The following is a 19,844-nucleotide window of genomic DNA, read 5'->3' as shown; positions in this document are numbered from 1 at the left end:
TAACGTAATTAATATAGACTGTTTTACTTAATTGAATTTTAATAAATTAAATGAAGTATTTTATATAATAATTGTCTAAAAATTAAAAACTATTTTGATTTGTGATGTAATTTTTGAACATAGTAGTTATTAGGAAAGGAAATAGATTGTCCCACAGGCTGAAATTTCTGCTAATAATCCAATAACTATACAACTGCCTATTGTTTCTGCTGTTACTCTATCTAGGCGCAAAGCGAATCTCAAACACATTGTATTTATGCCAGACATTTGTTCTGGTATCAAACCAGAAGCACTTCCTTCCGATAATATTACTTCAGCTATTTCAAATAATCCACCTGCAAGCATACATGCCCCATATTTTTTTAAAGCACGTTGTGCAAATGTTAAACCACAGGCAGTTCCAATTCCGACTGTGCCAGCTATTACACAATTTACTGTATCCTTGATTTTTTTTGATCTACTTCTGAGTCCTTTTGTAACGTCTTTTTTATCTTCTTCGCTTAAGTCATAAAATTCAGGATATTTATTTCTAATGATTTCTAAGTCTGTATTTAATCCTGTTTGAAGCTTTTCGTAATTAATTTCAAATTCTTCTCCACTTATATCAAATTCTTTTTTAGCGGATTCGATAAATGAGACAAATGCTAAGTTTACGTATAGCGATGCCACAGCGTCATCTTCAGCCATTTCAGTAATTAACCTATTTTTAATGTCTTCGGTATCTTCAATACACGCAGTAGTTGCGTGGGTGTTAAATGATACTAATAATACTAATGCGACTGTTATTTGTTTTACTATTTTCATGTTTTCAAAATTTTATTGATAATTAAAAAAGATAAATTGATCCGTAATTATTATTTGGAACTTCAATACCTGAGTATGGTTGAATTGTGTACCAGTAATATGTTCCTGTGTAGTCGTTACCTGAGAATAAGAGAAGGTTAAAAACGGTATTACGAGTACTTTTTACTATGGTATGATCTGCATTTGCAAATCCATATCTTATATATCCGTTCCAAGTACTATTAAAAACATTATCCATATCAGTATAATGATAATGTGTAAGAGTACTGTTTGCCTGAGGTAAATTTTGACTTAATTCAACCACATAATGGGTGTCATACCAAGAATTGGTAAAATCAAAATGAGCTACTAAAGTATTTTCATGTAATGGCCAATCATAATTCGCAATATGAGCAATATCATTTGAGGTACTAGCTTTTGTTGGCGTATTACTTATGGCATTACGTCTGTTACTTTCAATATTGACTAAAATTTCACTTTCATCATAGTTTGGTAAACTTTTAAAAGAAGTTCTATTTAATTCTGGCATTTTTGATTTAAATACATCATAATTATCAAATTGTTTAAAAGCATTATCGTCAGTGTACGCGTAAACAACATCTTCTTCACTGTCTTTAATGACATACTTATATACTCCATTTTCAATTTCATTCATGTCAGCAATATTCTTATCAAATTGCCCGTCGACCATTAATTTTAATGATCCTTCAGTTTCGATTTCAATGCTTTCGCTAGCATCGTTATCTCGGTTTTCCAAGTTATCATCGCTACATGCATACAATAGGAATGTAACTCCGAGTAGCATAGAAGCACAGACGATAACTCTTACTTGAAACACTTGTCTTAAAAATGTTAATTTCATACAAAAAATTTTAAAGGTTAATAATTTTGGTTATAAATTTTGCAAAGTATCTTTGCCTATTACTTTATTGAATGATTACATATAGTATTTGAATAATTATTAAAGCGCGCATTCAAAAACCATCTCTCATTGCAACAAGGCAAATATTTATAAAAAGGCTACCTTCTGCTCTCTCTTTTTGTACGATATCATTTTCTTTTTTTTTACAGAGTGCTCATTTTTAACCTATACGTTCTTTTTTTCTCTTTGCTCGTTTTTTTAGACAAAAAACAGAATATTTTGCTTGTTTTAAAGACCAAAAACAAGCAAAAAAATTGAGATGAGAATGCGAGAAGATATTGTGTTTTTTGAAACTATGTTCAAGATTAGAAAACACATAAAAATGACTGTATAAAAAAAAGCCGTTTCAATTATTTTGAAACGGCTTTTACATACATTATAAATAAGTTTTTTATGAATAAACAATTCTACTTATAACGAATACAGCAATAATAAGTACCTGCATACGCCCATCTTGTGTCATCTCCACCTGTGATGGTTTTTACTTCAAACTTTGAAATCGCTTTTTTGTTGAGTTGTAACGATGTGATTTTTTGTTTTTTCATGATTCTTAAAATTGTGGTTAATAAAATTCAAATTATTAAAACCAAACTAGAGTTCAGTACGGTATTCCCGTAAATTCAACTAATTGCAGTACGTTTATGGTTTAAAATGTCAAAATTGACGCCTAAAATTGTCAATTACACAAAAAATTCGTTCTTTTGAGTGTTACCAACGGATTCAAACACGAATCATCACGATATTACGCTCTTGAGCATACAAAACAACATACTACAAACCATTCACCACTTACGCACTTCAGGGCAATTTGTCTTATACACAAGCGAACCAAAAGTCACGACAAGTGAACTGAATGATGTAACCGATTTTTTAGCGCAAGAGTATGAAAATGAATCGTTGAACTATCCGTTTGATGCGCCGCTTTTTGACAAAGAAACCGCCACTTGGGCAGCAAAAACCATCTATTACGCAGCACAATTCTTAGCACATCGCTTAGAAGAACCGAAAAATCTCAACAAGTTTTTTGAAGATTTCAAAGGAGAACTTACGCCAAGTGTATGCCTTTCGGCAGATATATCACTCAGATTCTTGCCGTTCATCATCAAAGAATTAGAACATATTGATTTTGATGATTGGTTGGTGAAACTCCTCAAAACACAACTAGAAAAATTTCCATATACAACGATCGGACATGATCTAGACCTAGAAATCAAAGAAGAAAAACTCGCGTCACTCTTTCAAAATAACTGTTTCCGAACGCTCTTCATTGACAGAGTCATCGCACAAAAAGACATCAGCCTTACGGCACATAAAATCATTCAAGAAAACGTTGCTATCCATCTAGGAGAGCATGCACAACAATTTTGGAGCGCGTTTTCAGTGGAAGTATAAATACTATGAACGAAACAAAAAAAATACGAACCATTCTCGATGAAATCAAAAATGTCTTTGTTGGCAAAGATGAGGTCATTGATTTGCTAGGAATTGGCTTACTAGCCAGAGAAAATGTATTCCTATTAGGACCTCCAGGAACGGCAAAAAGTGCCATCGTGAAGCAATTATCAAGTCATGTCATTGGAGGTGTTAACTTTGATTATCTACTAACGCGATTCACAGAACCCAACGAAATCTTTGGTCCGCTAGACATTCGGTTGTTGAAAGAAGGAGAATTGGTTACGAATACAGACGGAATGCTTCCGGAAGCTTCGTTGGTGTTTTTAGATGAAATATTCAATGCGAATTCAGCGATTTTGAACAGTTTACTCATGGCGTTGAACGAAAAAATATTCCGTCGCGGAAAAGAAACAAAAGCATTGCCAGCATTAATGTTTATCAGTGCAAGCAATCAATTGCCAGAAGACGAAGCACTGGCAGCCTTGTTAGATCGTTTCCTAATCCGATTAAAAGTAGACAACGTAAAACCCGATCGTTTGGAAGAAGTATTGCAAGCAGGTTGGAAGCTAGAACGCAAAGAAAAATGGGCGCAAACTCAAATTTCTCCCGAAGAAATCAAAGACCTACAACAAAAAGTAAAAAATGTAAATCTAGCGTCCATTCGAAGTGCATACATTGAATTAATTCATAGTTTGCGAAGTACAGGCATTGAAGTCTCGGACCGACGTGCAGTAAAAATGCAAAACCTAGTAGCGGCAAGCGCCATGTTGTGCGATAGAGAAGAAGCCATACTTTCCGATTTGTGGGTGTTAAAATATATATGGAGCACAGAAGAACAAATAGAAACGCTGCAAGCTACCGTAAATGCACTGATAGAAAAGGAGAAAGCTGAAGAAAGTGTGCATCCGCAAGCATTCTTCAACAAAGCACCGAATCCGGAAGAATTGATGAATGAAGTTTCCAACCTAAAAGAAAAATTTTCCAATCAAGAAATTTCATTGCAAGAATTAAATGTGATCAAAGACAAATTGCGCTACTTGCAAAATCGTACGGATTGGGTAAAAGATCAACAGAAAAAACAATACATAAACGCCGAAATTGACCAATTGTGGAAAGAAATATTGCACAAAGTATAACCGAATATTGGTTGCGATTGCCATCAAAATACAAAGAAAAATTAGCGCAAATTCGTGTGTGGAAATCCTTGCGAATGGCGACTGATGGTGATGATATTTGGGTACGCGGAATCGCGCCAAGTCAATTAAACAGTCCAGAAATACGAAGCATTCCTTTCAAAAAAATATACTTTCAGCATAAAAACGCGTTATTTCTTTTAGGTGGAAATCTGCCCGAAGAACGCTTAAAAACATCGTTGCTTTGGTCACCAATTCACAGCGCATTGCCTGTAGAAACGCCAGATTATAATTTTAACTATTTCGGAATTGATGCAAAAATAGACCTAAATATCATTCCTTCGAGTGTAGAACGTACGGCAACGGCACAACTCATTTCGTTGGAAGTGTTGGACAAAATCATTCCCAAAATGCCTGCCATACGCTTGCAACCTATACAATGGGCAATTATTGAAAATCATGCACTCTTACTCGGTTCAACATTACTTTCCATGCCTGGAAAAATCTATTGGCAAACTCAAAATTTTCTAATACCCGCAGGATACAATTTTGAATATCCAGAACTAAGTACTTATTTCAACAAGAATATCAATCCAAAAAATGAAGATTTGATTGTCTTGCAAACCGATCAAAGCTATTTTAAAATTCCAAAAGAAAACTTACAAAAACTCACAATCAGCGGATACCGATTGTCACGATAAACCATGAGCGAAACGCATACAAAAGCTAGTTATTACTTTCAATCCTACCAAGACTATTTTTGGGAATGGGAAATTGATCACATGTTTCACGGAAATGTGATTCGAGATGCGCAAGAGTATCACGGTGGTTTCAATTGTATCAGCATTCCCGACGGCATGACGATTGTCTATAAAGAGCAAGTCACGGAAATATTACAGCTACTTTCCGATACTGGACTTCCTCCTTTTGGCGCAATAATCTTAACGTTTTTGGCAACAAACTCAGGCGAAGTTGCCGTAGCTGTTAAGGAAATCTTCAATGAAATTTTAGAACAACACAAAAACTTCCCAACGGTTGATCATATTGATTTCGCTGCTGCAGAAGCGTTTCTAAGTACCTTAATCGGATTGCCAGCAACCTATAAAAAAGGTAAAAACCGACTTGATTTGTTTGTGTTTCTGTTTGAAACAGCAAATCACAGTCTATCACCGAAGTTTTCAGAAAAAATCATTGCGTTCATTCAGCATCCTTTTAAGCTTAATGAATGTAGCGAAAAGGAAGCTATTGCAGTTGCAGCATTAAGCAAAGACATCAATGCGTTGGCGTTGTTGCATCATCGCTATCCAACCGTTGATACGTTGTTGACGGCTTGGTTCAAAATGACAGAAATTCCTGTTGAACCCGAAGATGCAGAAGTAGAACATTACAGTGAACATCCTGATTTTATTCAAGAATTAATAGAAGATCCCAAAAGCTTCTTTATGGGAAGTCTCATCAAGCGATTGTGGTCAGGAATTCAATTACCAATGCATTATGTACATCCTGGTGAAATGCCGTTGGGCGGAATATCTGATGTGACAAACAAAGGAAAATTTGATAACATTCTCATTTCAGAATTTGCCAATGACGATTTGATATTTCTACATAGAATCGCTAACAAAGAAGCTTTATTCATTCGCCGAGAAACTACGCCAGAAGAAGACTTACGCACACGTATCTTTTTAATAGACACGACCATAAAAAACTGGGGAACACCCAAAATACTTTCGTTTGCAACCGCATTTTCGTTCATTCATCATCCTAAAAATGAAATGAACTTTCAACCCTATGCGTTGGGCGAAACCTGTACACCATTGCACTTTGATACGAAAGAAAAAATCATCAATGGACTGCAACGCACGTCACCTTTACTGGATGCTTCTCAAGCCATTGAAAACTTTATTTTAGAATGTGAAGAAGAAAATATTGAAATCACGCTATTCACCACTGCGAAAACTTTAGAGCATCAACATATTCGACGATTGTTCAACCTATATCACACAAAATTTGGAGGCGTCATTACTTCGGACAGTCAAGGAAACATTGACGTATACAAAATGAAAAACGGTGCCAAACGTTTGCTCAAACACATTCAATTACCATTACAAGAACTTTGGGCACATCCGCCACGTAAGAAACGAGCAACGCAGAAAAAATCACCGAAAGAAGATCCTTATATCGTGAATTATCCGTTGTTATACGGTTTTCCAACACGTGTAGCCATCAATTTTACGGATGAAAATCATGCGTATATTTTACAGAAAAATGGCGATTTGTTCTGTACGGATGACCGCAAAAAAGGATTTACAATGATCCAAAGAGACATTCGATTCATCACCGGCATTAAGCAAGAAAAAATGGCAGTAATGTATCAAGATGAACTTCTAGTATTGTTTTGGACAGTAAATAATCACATGGTTTTTAAATCAAAACATAGGACGTACAGTTACAAATTTGATATGTCTAAATATAAAAAAGCGTATTTAAAACACCTTATCGTTCATAAAGAAGATTTGTATTTAGTGACAAAAAATTATTACAGTGATCCGCCTGTATTTACCTATTTTGAGATGCAGGACAGAGGATACATGCCTGTTGAAAACCCTAGTGAAGCATTGCAAAACACCTACAAAGCTTATTTGACCAATAAAATTAGCTATTTTGACGGTTCTGTATTTACAAAAATTAATGCCATTACACTGACGTTGGATTTAGAATTGGTTTTCAATTTCAAGCACCGTTTGGATTTGATCACTTCTGTAGGATATTTTGAACTGATAGATAAAGAAGCAGCAGGATTAGACGAAGAATTCACGATACATCTTCACAATCGAAATCAAAAAGCAGTATTTGAAGATGGAAGCGTGATTGAGATTGATAAAAACGGAATCATCAGTTTTAAAAGTTCCAATCCAGTGATTCCAACGTTTTATTTAGCTTCCTACATTGGTATTGGCGTGGCTTTGTCAACAGGAGAAGAATTTGCGGGTAATGACTATTTTTTACCGAAAGATGCTGTTGTCAATAAAATTCAAATACACGAGTTTGATATCAAATATATAGAACCTTTTATACAACAGATACTTTACGGTGAATGAAGTTAGCATTGCAACATACCGATACCAATAAATATCCGCGTTGTGGTATTTTTATCCAGCATGCTTCTCCCGAAGTATGGTTGCAGGAAATCACGCGAATGCAACTGAAACTTTCAGAGTGTACCATATATCCGTGTCCTGATTTGGAAGTGAACAGTATTTCGGGCGTATTGATCATCTTTAAAACAGCGCAACAAAAGGTAGATATTCTGAATCATCCATGCGTTCTAAAAGTGCAGACAGGGTTTTACATTCCTGAAAACACACAGTTGAATATGTCGCTTACACAGGAAGAATATGCAAAACTATTGCAAGGGAAACCGCATTTTTTTCATCATGAATATGGCTTGATCGAACTCAAAGAAGAAGTACAATGGGACACGCTTTTACAATTGCCCAAAGAATATTTTCCAAACATAGAAACTCCTGCAAAAGGCATTCACATTCCCACGAAAGTGACCGCGTTTAGCGTGGAAATTGAGGAAAAAGAAACTGAAAAACTACTCAGCAATCCGTTAGGGGATGAAAAAGTAGACACGAACGAGTTGCCGTTTGAAATGAAGAAAGTATTAGAAGGCAACAACAAAGAAATAGAGAAGTACCTAAAATACTTAGAAAAAAATCCAGAAGCAGCGTTAAAAATGGCAGTTCCCCTAGATATGTTGGGAACTTCGCGAGGAAAAGCCTTTGCACAATATAAATTTAAAAGTAGTTTTTTTGATACCATTCGCTTGGGAAATGCTTCAGAAAGTACCAAAACAACCATTAAAACAATTGTGGGTATTTTGGCAATTATTGCCATCTTTTGGATAGGTTCTTTCGTGGTGGATACCTACAAAAAAAATCAAATTGAAGTGGTTTCTGGTAAACTTACAGTCAGTCCAAATTCAACAGAAGAAGAAGCGCCAACAGATGAAGCTTTGGTGCTAGAAACAAACGATAAAGACGAAGCGGCAGCGCGTAGAAAGCGGGAATTAGAAAATTATCCCAACTCAGATAATAAATATGTAGCCGCAGAAGAAGCGGTTACCGATTTTACGTTAAAAGGATTTTTGCTTTTTTTAATCTTTTTTGTTGGGTTTATTTTTGTGGGATATTTGATAGTTACAAGAAACAAGAAGCGTCCAAAAGCAAGTGCCAATAAGAATACATCGTCTTCTTGGATGAATTTGCCCGAAGAAAGTGAATTGTTTTCTTTTGAGGATGATACGCTCAAAAAGAAAAAAGGCTATGATTTCTATTTTGGTGGCAACGAACTGTCTGTATACGGGAAAATAATGCTCATCTTTCTTTTGATAGCTGCAATGGCGTATTTGCTGTATCCTATGTTTACAGATACTGAAGTAAAAACCATATTCATCATCATTACGATAGGAATCTTGATTCGATTGCTCATTTTTTTACTAAACAAAAACAAATCACTCAGAGATGACAAGTAGTAGAGACAAAGAATTTCATTCAAAATTGATCCTCTTCATCGTTGTGGTGATGTTGTTGAAATTTGTATATCTTGTGGTGACTTCGATTATCGCGAATGATTTTCCCAGCTTTTTGGTTGGCTTCATCATTTTGGCACTCGTTTTATTTGGATTCATCCTTTTGTTAAACTTTCTCTTTGAAGATAACAATACTTCAAGAGGCAGCGGCGCAGGCGGAACTTCTACCATTGGCGATCGTCAATTTGATACCTTGGCGCAGTATTATGAAAAAATAACAAATGATTTCATCGAAAAAAAACAATTCAAAAAAGCAGCGTATGTGCAATTGCGATTGTTGCAAAATCCATACAGAGCAGCTTCCATTTTAAAAGATGGACATTTGTATAACGAAGCTGCGTATGTGTATTTAAAAAAGTGTCATTACAAAGAAGATGCTGCAGAATGTTATGAATTGGCGCGCTCCTATACAAAATCTATCAAACTGTATAAAGAGTTGAATATGAACGAAAAAGTAGGCGATTTATACCAAAAAATGGACGATACAAAGAAAGCGAATCACCATTATCAAATTGTTGTAGACGACTATTCAAAAAACTATCAGTATGTAAAAGCATCGTTGTTATATCGCAAAAAAATGGACAATGTAATAGCGGCAAACGAATTGCTTCTCAAAGGTTGGAACGAAAACAAAGATGCGGTTAATTGTGCAAATAACTATTTTGCCAACTTCAAAAACAAAGCGGCACTTGAAAAAGAATTGCACGATTTCAAAGCCAAACGAACAAACACAGCAAACGAATGCAATTTCCTAAAAGCACTGACGCACGAATACAATAAAGACATTGCGCCCAAAGAAGACATTCAATTCATGGCGTACGAGTTGATTTCGAAACATCATAAAAATGAAGAAATACTGTCTTTGCTGAAACATTTTGTTACTGATGACACACAACTGACCAAAGATATTTTGCGTTATCGAATGAAAAAGGAGTAGTTGTTTGCGATTTCTGCAAAATCTTTTTCACCAGTTTCTATGATACCAATTTACATTTAAAATGATGGATTGATTACTGTTCGTTTTTTGATGATATAGAAATTCTGGTGAAAAAAAAGTGCATTTTACTAGTGGTGTAAATTGGTATAAGAATGATGAAACTCTTTATTCCTCTAGAGTTTGTAGTGTATTCGGCTTCTTCTTATGAAATATGGTAAAACTCCATTTCAATCCAAATAACGGTCGTAACACAGGAATTCGCTTGATAATCAGTTCATAAATGATAAAACATCCCGCAAAGGTAATCACTGTAATGATGATGAATGACACGTACGCTGGCAATTGATACGGCAATATAAACATGGCTGCCAAATACAACACTAGCATATGAATAATATACACTGGATACGCCGCTTTGCTCAAATAAGACAGTGTTTTACTAGGTTTGTTTAAGTATTTGTGACAAAATCCGAATACGGCAAAAATCCAGCAATTTGATTCTATAACGGTCAAATAGCCAGGTGCTTCGGTAGCATACACTACAAATCGAATGGTGAATAGTACGGCGGCAATCCCAACATACAACCATCGCCATTTGGTGACATTCTGCCAGAAGGTTTTACCAGCATGCATAAACAGAAATCCGAAAAAGAATGCCAACAAGCCTAAAAAGAATCCGTGCCAGTTCTCTGCATACATGGCAAACGGTTTGGGTTGTAAAATCATGACTTCAATCACAAATAAAATATTTACCAATAACAAGCCAAAAGGATTGTTGAATACCTTTGTAAGCCACTTTTTAAAAGAACCATTTTCAGATTTCTTCAAACATAAAAATACAGGCAACAGAAGTAGCACATAGCAGAAAATATTCCCCAAGAACCATAAATGTCCAAAGTGCGGATAATAATCCAAGGCTAATTTGTAATATTTCTGAAACACAAACATGTGCAAAGGCGTGATGGCTACGATTCCAAACAGAAACGGAACTAAAATACGTTTGCTGCGTTCTGCAATCAATTGCAACCAATTTCGCTTGCGCATTGCAAAGTACAATCCCATGCCCGATACATAAAATAGAATCGGAATGCGCCAAATGTTAAGCATGGTCATCGGTTTCCACAAACCATCCCAAAGTTCTTCACTTCTAATGAAAGCGATAAACATGGCCCAAGGTTGAAAAATGATGGCAATATGATAAATAAGCAATAAACCAATCGCAATAACGCGGAGCCAATCAATATCGTGTCTTCTAGTGGTAGATTCCATAAGGAGTTGTTTTTTAAGGTGAATTTTTCTTTGAATGCGTCTTCTAAATACGAGATGTTATTGTAACATCATCGCAATGACAGGATGCGCTTTTTTAACAGTTGCAATATCCAATGTAAAACCCATTGGTTTTAATTGTAAGATGAGCATTTCGTAAATAGGTTTTAACTGCGCAAAATCACTTAGTACAATTTCTCTAGCCGTTGCACCAAAATTATTTTTGATGGTTTTGTCAGCATTAGCATCTATTAAAAGTTGTACCATTTCCACACGTCCAAAAAACGCTGCGGTATGCAAAGCTGTGGAACCGTCGTTATTTTTGATAGACAGATCTGCTTTGGCGTCAATTAATGCTTTTGCAATGTCTAGTTTATTAAAAGTGATTGCGGTAACTAATGGCGTAGAGCCGCTCATAGCTTCTTTTGTATTAAGATCGCTTCCCGCTTTAATATGCTGTCGTACGATGTCTAAATTTCCAGCGATAATTGCCGATTGAATGTCCATTTTTGGAGCTTCAACCGTTGCCGTTTGATCGTTTTTTGCAGTTGTTTTTGAATTGTTTTCTTGTGCGCAAGAAGTTAAAGAAACAACAATTGCAACAATGCACATAAAGATGATTTTTGTAAAGAATACTTGTGGTGTTTTCATAATAAGTTATTTAAAAGTGAATAGTATTATTTTGTTGATACAAAGATGCGAGAAGTCGTGACGCATCAATAAACACGGATGATTCAAGAAATATAAAGTTTGGGGAACGCGTGAAAATTATGGCGCAACAATATAAATTATGACGCAAAACGAGGTTTCATCACACAAAATCAATCACAAAACTGAGAAGTTTCAAGAAATTGTATATATTCGTTTGGAAGCTATAAAAACATGTCAAAAACTTCATTTACGGGCGACTTTTTAGCGAAAGCAGAAGCGATTGTGTTGGAAAACATTTCCAATGAGCAATTTGGTGTTTCAGAATTGGCAGCAGCAACCAACATGAGCCGATCGAATTTGCTGCGAAAAATAAAAAAGCAAACGGAACTTTCTGCTAGTCAATTCATCCGAAACATCCGTTTGAGCAAAGGCAAGGAATTATTAGTCGAAACCGAATTGACCGTTTCTGAAATTTCCTATGAAGTCGGATTTGGCAATACTTCGTATTTCATCAAATGTTTTAGAGAATTGTATGGTGTGCCGCCTGGTGAAATTCGCAAAAAACCGTTGGCATCTGTGGAAGAAATTACGGAAGAAACGATAATGACAACATCAAAAAGTGTTGAGAATTATTCTTCGCAAAAAAGTTTTTTCAATGCACACTTTAACAAAATTATTGTAGTCGCTACTGCGATCACTATTGTGTTGATTAGTTTTTTATGGAAGGAACAATCAAACGACGATTTGCCAACAAAAAATCGTGCAAAATCCATCGCGGTATTGCCATTTAAAAATATGAGCAGCGACTCCACAAATTATTATTTTGTCAATGGTTTGATGGAATCTTCCTTAAACAACCTGCAAAAAATAGAAGACTTACGCGTGATCAGTCGCACTTCCGTTGAAAAATACAGAAATACGACCAAAACCATTGCAGAAATTGCCAACGAATTGAATGTCAATTATATTGTAGAAGGCAGCGGACAAAAAATTGACGATGAGGTTTTATTACACATTCAACTCATTGATGCAACCAATGATACGCCCATTTGGACAGAACAATACAAACATCAATTGGTTGATATATTTTCATTGCAAAATACCGTTGCCAAAAAAATTGCAATGTCTATACAAGCTACGGTTACGCCTGCGGAATTGGCACAAATTGATAAAAAACCTACTGAAAACCTAGAAGCGTATGATGTATTCCTAAGAGGTTTAGAGCCTTTACAAAAACAAACCCAAGAAAGTTTGTTTGAAGCCATAGAATTGTTCAAAAAAGCCACGGAACTTGATCCGAAATTTTCGTTGGCATACGCTAAAGCAGCGATGGCGTACTTTTATTTGGACGTTTATCAACGCGAAAAAAAATATACTAACGAGCTCAATGAAAACGCAGACAAAGCACTATTGTACGATTCCAAATCAGATCAAAGTCTCATCGCGAAAGCTTTATATTATGTCAACAATAGAGAGATCAATTTGGCGGTTCCACATTTGGAAAAAGCGTTGGAATACAACCCAAATGCTGCTGCAGTCGTTTTAATCTTGTCAGATTTGTATGCGAGAGCCATTCCGAATACGGAAAAATATTTAAAATATGCGCTCAAAGGCATTCAACTCAACATTCAAGCGAATGATTCTGTTGGTAAAAGTTTTATCTATTTGCACTTAGGAAATGCGTTGATTCAAAGTGGATTTGTGAACGAAGCAGACACGTATATGAAGCTAGCACATTCGTACAATCCGCAAAATCAATTTACGAAGTATATTCAAGCATATATCAATTATGCAAAACATAGAGACATCAAAAAGTGTACAAATCAGTTAGTCACAGAATGGAAAAAAGATACGTTGCGAATTGACCTTTTACAGGAAATAGGAAAGGTACACTACTATGAAGAAGACTATGAAACGGCGTACCACTATTACAAAAAATACAATGCGCTTCAAAGCGATCAAAAAATAGACATCTTTCCGCAAGAAAACTTGAAAATCGCGATTGTCTACGAAAAAATGGGCGATTCTATCACAGCCAAAAAGCATTACGATAAATATATAACTTATTGTGAAAATGATACGTCAATGTACCAATCGGCAAGTGTGGCAATGCGTTATTTATACGAAGGCGACAAAGATGCAGCGATTGCACAGTTAAAATTGTTTGCAACTAAAAACAACTTTCAATATTGGTTGATTCTATTTTGGGAAGCAGATCCGTTAATGCGCGGACTTAAAACACATCCCGAATACAATGCCACATTCCAAAAAATAAAAGATCGATTTTGGGAAAACCATGCAGAAACCAAAAAGACCTTGGAAGAAAATGGATTGTTGTGATTTTTGATTGAATGTTTTTAAATGCTAAATTTTACATATTGAATTGCTTTTACAAGTCTTTTACTTCGAATAACAAACCGTCACTTCGAGTGAATTTGTGCAACAAATTTGTATCGAGAAGTACTTTGAAATTCTATGTGCTAAATGTTGAATTGCTTCGTTTCATACTACAAACATCCAATCTTAGAAACGTCATTACGCGGAAGTATGACAAAGTAATCTGTTTCAATAAAAACAAAATTGTGCTTTGAAAGTAACAGATTGCCACGAATTTCACATTTCGACTCCGCTCAATGTGAAAAATTCTCGCAAGGACGAATCATAAGCAATGTTGGATTTTAAATGTTAAATTTTACATGTTGAATTGCTTCGTTCTTAGAAAATTTCACAATTCATAGTTGTTCTCGACAGCGCTATTCAGCTTGTCGAAATACAGATTTGGCAGTCGACTGACGTTTAGTTTTCACCACCAAAAAACGCTTCCTACAACATGTAAAAAGCGTTTAAAAATTTTATCATAAGACTTTCAAATTATAACATTCAAAAATCGTACATCGTACATCAAAATATTATCTTCTTCGCATCTGACGATTGCCATAATGCTGTTTTGGAGCACTTGCAGCGCGTTTCATTTGCTGTTCCATCATTTTAATCTGTTCGGTCAGCATTCCGCGTTTATCGAGCGTTTTCGCTTCTTTCATTAAAATCTTCGCTTCGTTCTTACGATTCTTCTGTGCCGCAATTCCCGCTAAGGTCATTTTTACCATTGCCATATCGTGCGACATGCTTAAACCGAGTTTTTCCGCTTTTCGCAGATTTTTCTCAGCCTCGGTTAAATTGCTTTGCGAAGCCATAATTCCATGTAAATAATAATAATAGCCTTGTTGCTTGCGTGTCAGTGCGGTTTGCGGATTCTTAATACGCGCCAACAAACGTTTTGCACCATCAAAATCTTGCTTACGAAGTTTTAAAAATGACAATAAAATAAATTCATTCTTAAAGTACAATAAAACAAAAATGGCTGCTAGTAAAATTAAAAAGATTCCATTACCAATATATCCTTCATAAAATTGGTAAATTGCGAAGGCAAAAATTCCTCCAGCTATGATAAGTTTGATATTTTTGTTGAACATAAATCAGTATATAGTTATCGAGGTTGCAAATGTATAAAAAACAATCGGAAATATTTTTTAAATTCTGTTTGTTAAAGTAAAAACTCTTTGTATATTTGCGCCGCACTTTTGGAAAGGAATCTCGCGTGCGATCATAATTAAATTCAAGAGAAATTAAAGATATTTTAAGTAATGAAAAGAACATTTCAACCATCAAAAAGGAAAAGAAGAAACAAGCACGGTTTCAGAGAAAGAATGGCGTCTGTTAACGGAAGAAAAGTGCTATCCCGCAGAAGAGCTAAAGGAAGAAAGAAAATTTCTGTGTCATCTGAATTGAGACACAAGAAATAATGATATACTAGTTATACAAATAAGGTGTTGTTTTTTTATAAGCGACACCTTTTTTTGTACCCAATGTTTTTTTATTTTTACGCAACACAACACAAACCAACATAATGCCAAAAAGAGAAGACTTAAATTCAATTTTAATTATTGGATCAGGACCAATCGTCATTGGTCAAGCTTGTGAATTTGATTATTCAGGATCACAAGCATTACGCTCACTAAGAGAAGACGGAATTGAAACCATCTTAATCAATTCAAATCCTGCAACCATCATGACCGATCCTTCTATGGCGGATCATGTATATTTAAAACCTTTAAACACACGTTCCATTATTGAAGTGCTGAAAAAGCATCCAAATATTGATGCCGTTTTACCAACAATGGGTGGACAAACTGCTTTGAACTTGTGTATTGAAGCCGATGAAAAAGGAATTTGGGAAGATTTTGGAATCAAACTCATTGGAGTTGATATTGAAGCGATTAACATTACAGAAGATCGTGAAAAATTTAGAGAACTCATGGGGAAAATTGGTGTCGGAATGGCACCACAAGCCACAGCAACATCGTTCTTAAAAGGAAAAGAAATTGCCCAAGATTTTGGTTTTCCATTAGTAATTAGAGCTTCGTATACCTTAGGTGGAGCAGGAGCTTCTATAGTATACGACCCGAAAGATTTTGACGAATTGTTACGTCGCGGGTTGGAAGCATCTCCCATTCACGAAGTCATGATTGACAAAGCAATGATGGGTTGGAAAGAATACGAATTGGAGTTGTTGCGCGATAAAAATGATAACGTTGTTATTATCTGTTCTATTGAAAATATGGATCCGATGGGAATTCATACAGGAGATTCAATTACTGTTGCGCCGGCTATGACCTTATCTGATCGTACGTATCAAAAAATGCGTGACATGGCGATTTTGATGATGCGTAGCATTGGGGATTTTGAAGGAGGATGTAATGTGCAGTTTGCCGTAAGTCCAGACGATCAAGAAGATATTATTGCCATAGAAATCAATCCGCGTGTATCGCGTTCTTCTGCTTTGGCGAGTAAAGCGACTGGATATCCGATTGCAAAAATTGCTGCAAAATTGGCAATTGGGTATTCCTTAGACGAATTAGACAATCAAATTACAAAATCGACATCAGCTTTATTTGAGCCAACGTTGGATTATGTAATTGTAAAAATACCACGATGGAACTTTGACAAGTTTGAAGGTTCCGATCGTACGTTAGGCTTGCAAATGAAAGCCGTTGGTGAAGTGATGGGAATTGGACGTTCGTTTCAAGAAGCACTTCACAAAGCCACACAATCACTTGAAATTAAACGTAATGGCTTAGGAGCCGATGGAAAAGGATATAAAGAATATGACAAAATCATCAGCAAGTTGACCAACGCTTCTTGGGATCGTGTTTTTGTCATTTATGATGCCATTCAGATGGGAATTCCTTTGAGCAGAATCTTCGAAATTACAAAAATCGACATGTGGTTCTTAAAGCAGTATGAGGAATTATACAATCTTGAAAAAGAAATTTCATCTCACAATACCATTGATACCATCACGAGAGATTTACTGTTAGAAGCCAAACAGAAAGGATTTGCCGATAGACAAATTGCACACATGTTGGGTTGTTGGGAAAGTCAAGTGTACAAAAAGCGTGAAGAATTAGGTATTAAACGCGTGTACAAATTGGTAGATACCTGTGCGGCAGAATTTACGGCAAAAACGCCTTATTACTATTCTACATTCGAAGCAGAGATTGAAACTGCTGATGGTGAGCGTTACGTTCACAACGAAAGTATTGTCTCTGACAAAAAGAAAATTGTTGTGTTGGGTTCAGGTCCAAACCGAATTGGACAAGGAATTGAGTTCGATTATTGTTGTGTGCATGGCGTGTTAGCTGCGGCTGAATGTGGGTATGAAACCATTATGATCAACTGTAATCCTGAAACGGTTTCGACCGATTTTGATACAGCAGATAAATTATATTTTGAACCTGTTTATTGGGAACATATTTACGATATCATTCAACATGAAAAGCCTGAAGGTGTCATCGTGCAACTTGGTGGGCAAACGGCGTTGAAACTAGCGGAAAAGCTAGACAGACACGGCGTTAAAATCATAGGAACCACCTTCCAATCGTTAGATTTAGCGGAAGATCGAGGAAGTTTTTCAACCTTATTAAAAGAAAACAACATTCCATATCCAGAATTTGGAGTAGCTGAAAACGCAGATGAAGCGTTGGCATTGGCAGACGAATTAGATTTCCCAATCTTGGTGCGACCTTCGTATGTGTTGGGTGGACAAGGAATGAAAATTGTGATCAACAAGCAAGAATTGGAAGAAACTGTGGTCGATTTGTTACGTAAAATTCCAAACAATAAGCTTCTACTAGATCATTACTTAGATGGTGCGATAGAAGCGGAAGCTGATGCGATTTGCGATGGGGAAAACGTGTACATTATTGGAATCATGGAGCATATTGAGCCGTGTGGAATTCACTCAGGAGATTCTAACGCTACTTTGCCGCCGTTTAACTTAGGCGAGTTTGTCATGCAGCAAATCAAAGATCACACAAAAAAGATCGCCTTAGCATTAAATACTGTCGGATTGATCAACATTCAGTTTGCCATCAAAGACGATATGGTGTATATCATTGAAGCCAATCCAAGAGCATCACGTACCGTTCCTTTTATCGCGAAAGCGTACAAAGAGCCGTATGTAAACTATGCCACCAAAGTAATGCTAGGAGAGAAGAAAGTGACGGATTTTGATTTCAATCCGCAATTAGAAGGATATGCTATTAAGCAACCGGTATTCTCTTTCAACAAATTCCCGAACGTAAACAAGCGTTTAGGACCAGAAATGAAAAGTACAGGAGAAAGCATCTTATTCATTGACAGCTTAAAAGACGATGATTTCTATAACTTATATTCACGTAGAAAAATGTATTTGAGTAAGTAGCACTTCGACAGGCTCAGTGCAGCGCGTTCGACAGGCTCAGTGCCAATGTGTTCGACAGGCTCAGTGCTGTGTGTTTAACTTCGCTCAGTATTCTTTATTGTATGTACTTTGGAACGTTTCAACGTATAACTAAAATAAAACGCTCTCAGAAACCAAATGGCTTTCTGAGAGCGTTTTATTTTGTCTTGAAAGTTGCATTCTTGTGGAAAACCGTAAGGAAAGTGAAAAATAGTTTCTTAAATTTGTAAGAAATAACTGTTTTTTAAGCTTAAAATTCTTATATTTATGATACTTGAAAGATTGCAAGATGTTATTAAATCAGGTTTTGTAAAGGTAAATAATTTTAATTCGTACACACGAAAAAACATTTATTTAAGAAACATTACACACATTAAAAAACTAACCAATCATGAAATTCCAAAGAAAACACCATCTGTTAATTAAGAGTTTTGCACTTATCATTTTAATGGTAAGCATATATGCTTGTTCTGAAGAATCTACCAATACTCAAGATCAAACTGACATAGATTTTAGCAATATTGAAATTGATTTGAGCAAATCATCCTTTGGCAAAGCAATCAACGTATTTAAGTATACTGACAAAGAAGAATTATTAGGTAAAATTGACGCAGCAATGCATCATATCATTACCGATTCTAACGATTTGATTAAAAATTCTGAAACTACAGATTTACTACTGGATATCAACTTTTCAGACGGAAAAGCAGTGATTTTAGGTATAATTGAATTTAATTCAGACACTAAGAAGATACTAAGCGCGCACTATTTTGATCAAAAAACAAATACGTATGCAAAAAGCGTACCTGGCGATTTAGAAAATATTGATCTTGCTAGATGTCTGCAGGGATATACACAACTAGCTTCCTGTGGAAACTTGAGCAATCCGCAACAATGTGTCTCAAACGCAGTCGCTAGTTATCTTAGTGCTGAAATTAGTAATATTGGCGATTGTGCCAATGTTCAAGTGCAAGTTGGTACATTTACAACAAAGGTTTGCGGGAAAAACTGTTAATAAACTCTTTAAAAATATTAGTTAAGTACCCTAATTAGGAAACTAATTCTAATGGTTACAAAGAGTTTTCATCATAACTAATACCAATTCTACTATAAGATGTAACAAATAAGCTCGTTCATTCAGCATTCTATTTTTTCGCGACTATTTTCCGTAACTAAGGCTATGCAAAACATTCGCAGCGTTCTATAATGTCAAAGAAACTTCGCATCTTAAAGTAAAATTGGTATAATATAAAAAATGCTCCCAGAACCTAACTCGGTTTTTGGGAGCGTTTTTTTATGAAATGCCATTAAGAAAAATGATAGTGCTGAAGCAATTTGTTTGTGGAACTAACGAGAGGCAA

At 35.7% G+C, this 19,844-nt stretch carries 16 protein-coding genes; 10 read left to right on the top strand and 6 right to left on the bottom strand.

The window, feature by feature from the left end; translation table 11 throughout:
* Positions 1 to 129: 129 nt before the first annotated feature.
* The 3 genes from KORDIASMS9_RS19665 to KORDIASMS9_RS23475 form a co-directional block, all read right to left on the bottom strand.
* Positions 130 to 804: a hypothetical protein gene (locus tag KORDIASMS9_RS19665; RefSeq protein WP_114904491.1), complete on the bottom strand. Its 675-nt coding sequence runs from the start codon at positions 802 to 804 to the stop codon at positions 130 to 132.
* Positions 805 to 826: 22 nt separating this feature from the next.
* The gene (locus KORDIASMS9_RS19660) at positions 827 to 1,666 is read right to left on the bottom strand and encodes a hypothetical protein (RefSeq protein WP_114904490.1); all 840 of its coding nucleotides are present in this window, start codon (positions 1,664 to 1,666) and stop codon (positions 827 to 829) included.
* Between the two features lie 467 nt (positions 1,667 to 2,133).
* Entirely contained in the window at positions 2,134 to 2,271 is a 138-nt protein-coding gene (locus KORDIASMS9_RS23475) for a hypothetical protein (RefSeq protein WP_162820068.1), read from the bottom strand.
* 160 nt (positions 2,272 to 2,431) lie between these two features.
* Here KORDIASMS9_RS23475 and KORDIASMS9_RS19655 point away from each other — a divergent pair, with 160 nt between their 5' ends.
* The 6 genes from KORDIASMS9_RS19655 to KORDIASMS9_RS19630 are packed head-to-tail and all read left to right on the top strand — an operon-like array spanning position 2,432 to position 9,785.
* Positions 2,432 to 3,118: a hypothetical protein gene (locus KORDIASMS9_RS19655; RefSeq protein ID WP_114904489.1), complete on the top strand. Its 687-nt coding sequence runs from the start codon at positions 2,432 to 2,434 to the stop codon at positions 3,116 to 3,118.
* A gap of 5 nt (positions 3,119 to 3,123) precedes the next feature.
* Positions 3,124 to 4,257 carry an AAA family ATPase gene (locus KORDIASMS9_RS19650; RefSeq protein ID WP_114904488.1) on the top strand — a complete coding sequence of 378 codons (1,134 nt, stop codon included), beginning with the start codon at positions 3,124 to 3,126 and terminating at the stop codon, positions 4,255 to 4,257.
* Entirely contained in the window at positions 4,230 to 4,955 is a 726-nt protein-coding gene (locus KORDIASMS9_RS19645) for a hypothetical protein (protein ID WP_114904487.1), read from the top strand. Before KORDIASMS9_RS19650 ends, KORDIASMS9_RS19645 begins: the two co-directional genes overlap by 28 nt.
* Before the next feature lie 3 nt (positions 4,956 to 4,958).
* A complete protein-coding gene (locus tag KORDIASMS9_RS19640) occupies positions 4,959 to 7,352 on the top strand; it encodes a hypothetical protein (protein ID WP_114904486.1) in 2,394 nt (797 codons plus the stop codon).
* A complete protein-coding gene (locus KORDIASMS9_RS19635) occupies positions 7,349 to 8,791 on the top strand; it encodes a hypothetical protein (RefSeq protein WP_114904485.1) in 1,443 nt (480 codons plus the stop codon). The genes KORDIASMS9_RS19640 and KORDIASMS9_RS19635 overlap by 4 nt, the downstream gene beginning before the upstream one ends.
* The gene (locus tag KORDIASMS9_RS19630; RefSeq protein WP_114904484.1) at positions 8,781 to 9,785 is read left to right on the top strand and encodes a hypothetical protein; all 1,005 of its coding nucleotides are present in this window, start codon (positions 8,781 to 8,783) and stop codon (positions 9,783 to 9,785) included. Before KORDIASMS9_RS19635 ends, KORDIASMS9_RS19630 begins: the two co-directional genes overlap by 11 nt.
* Positions 9,786 to 9,950: 165 nt before the next feature.
* Here KORDIASMS9_RS19630 and KORDIASMS9_RS19625 read toward each other — a convergent pair whose 3' ends face one another.
* Positions 9,951 to 11,054: an acyltransferase family protein gene (locus KORDIASMS9_RS19625; protein WP_114904483.1), complete on the bottom strand. Its 1,104-nt coding sequence runs from the start codon at positions 11,052 to 11,054 to the stop codon at positions 9,951 to 9,953.
* Positions 11,055 to 11,111: 57 nt separating this feature from the next.
* Positions 11,112 to 11,702: an ankyrin repeat domain-containing protein gene (locus tag KORDIASMS9_RS19620; protein WP_240321088.1), complete on the bottom strand. Its 591-nt coding sequence runs from the start codon at positions 11,700 to 11,702 to the stop codon at positions 11,112 to 11,114.
* Positions 11,703 to 11,933: 231 nt separating this feature from the next.
* Between KORDIASMS9_RS19620 and KORDIASMS9_RS19615 the strand changes: the two genes are divergently transcribed.
* On the top strand, positions 11,934 to 14,042 hold the full coding sequence (locus KORDIASMS9_RS19615) for a helix-turn-helix domain-containing protein (protein WP_114904482.1): 2,109 nt from the start codon (positions 11,934 to 11,936) through the stop codon (positions 14,040 to 14,042).
* Between the two features lie 569 nt (positions 14,043 to 14,611).
* Here KORDIASMS9_RS19615 and KORDIASMS9_RS19610 read toward each other — a convergent pair.
* Positions 14,612 to 15,175 carry a DUF2892 domain-containing protein gene (locus tag KORDIASMS9_RS19610; RefSeq protein ID WP_114904481.1) on the bottom strand — a complete coding sequence of 188 codons (564 nt, stop codon included), beginning with the start codon at positions 15,173 to 15,175 and terminating at the stop codon, positions 14,612 to 14,614.
* 171 nt (positions 15,176 to 15,346) lie between these two features.
* Between KORDIASMS9_RS19610 and rpmH the strand changes: the two genes are divergently transcribed.
* From rpmH to KORDIASMS9_RS19595, 3 genes are all read left to right on the top strand, one after another.
* Complete coding sequence (gene rpmH, locus KORDIASMS9_RS19605; protein ID WP_114904480.1) at positions 15,347 to 15,505, top strand: 50S ribosomal protein L34; 159 nt, start codon at positions 15,347 to 15,349, stop codon at positions 15,503 to 15,505.
* Positions 15,506 to 15,609: 104 nt separating this feature from the next.
* Positions 15,610 to 18,465 (top strand): carbamoyl-phosphate synthase large subunit, encoded by a 2,856-nt coding sequence (gene carB, locus KORDIASMS9_RS19600; protein WP_114904479.1) that lies wholly within the window; start codon positions 15,610 to 15,612, stop codon positions 18,463 to 18,465.
* Positions 18,466 to 18,874: 409 nt separating this feature from the next.
* Complete coding sequence (locus KORDIASMS9_RS19595; RefSeq protein WP_162820067.1) at positions 18,875 to 19,498, top strand: hypothetical protein; 624 nt, start codon at positions 18,875 to 18,877, stop codon at positions 19,496 to 19,498.
* Positions 19,499 to 19,844: the final 346 nt, after the last annotated feature.

Source organism: Kordia sp. SMS9, from assembly GCF_003352465.1.
In the GTDB taxonomy this organism is placed as follows: Bacteria; Bacteroidota; Bacteroidia; order Flavobacteriales; family Flavobacteriaceae; genus Kordia.
Note: the sequence above shows the minus strand (reverse complement) of the source record. Positions and strands in the feature narration are given on the sequence as shown.

What these genes read in the sequence shown, in the direction of transcription:
- carB (WP_114904479.1), top strand. Translation starts at nt 15,610, where the DNA reads ATGCCAAAAAGAGAAGACTTAAATTCAATTTTAATTATTGGATCAGGA.
- KORDIASMS9_RS19665 (WP_114904491.1), bottom strand. Translation starts at nt 804, where the DNA reads ATGAAAATAGTAAAACAAATAACAGTCGCATTAGTATTATTAGTATCA.
- KORDIASMS9_RS19635 (WP_114904485.1), top strand. Translation starts at nt 7,349, where the DNA reads ATGAAGTTAGCATTGCAACATACCGATACCAATAAATATCCGCGTTGT.
- KORDIASMS9_RS19625 (WP_114904483.1), bottom strand. Translation starts at nt 11,054, where the DNA reads ATGGAATCTACCACTAGAAGACACGATATTGATTGGCTCCGCGTTATT.
- rpmH (WP_114904480.1), top strand. Translation starts at nt 15,347, where the DNA reads ATGAAAAGAACATTTCAACCATCAAAAAGGAAAAGAAGAAACAAGCAC.
- KORDIASMS9_RS19630 (WP_114904484.1), top strand. Translation starts at nt 8,781, where the DNA reads ATGACAAGTAGTAGAGACAAAGAATTTCATTCAAAATTGATCCTCTTC.
- KORDIASMS9_RS19615 (WP_114904482.1), top strand. Translation starts at nt 11,934, where the DNA reads ATGTCAAAAACTTCATTTACGGGCGACTTTTTAGCGAAAGCAGAAGCG.
- KORDIASMS9_RS23475 (WP_162820068.1), bottom strand. Translation starts at nt 2,271, where the DNA reads ATGAAAAAACAAAAAATCACATCGTTACAACTCAACAAAAAAGCGATT.
- KORDIASMS9_RS19610 (WP_114904481.1), bottom strand. Translation starts at nt 15,175, where the DNA reads ATGTTCAACAAAAATATCAAACTTATCATAGCTGGAGGAATTTTTGCC.
- KORDIASMS9_RS19650 (WP_114904488.1), top strand. Translation starts at nt 3,124, where the DNA reads ATGAACGAAACAAAAAAAATACGAACCATTCTCGATGAAATCAAAAAT.
- KORDIASMS9_RS19640 (WP_114904486.1), top strand. Translation starts at nt 4,959, where the DNA reads ATGAGCGAAACGCATACAAAAGCTAGTTATTACTTTCAATCCTACCAA.
- KORDIASMS9_RS19660 (WP_114904490.1), bottom strand. Translation starts at nt 1,666, where the DNA reads ATGAAATTAACATTTTTAAGACAAGTGTTTCAAGTAAGAGTTATCGTC.
- KORDIASMS9_RS19620 (WP_240321088.1), bottom strand. Translation starts at nt 11,702, where the DNA reads ATGAAAACACCACAAGTATTCTTTACAAAAATCATCTTTATGTGCATT.
- KORDIASMS9_RS19595 (WP_162820067.1), top strand. Translation starts at nt 18,875, where the DNA reads ATGAAATTCCAAAGAAAACACCATCTGTTAATTAAGAGTTTTGCACTT.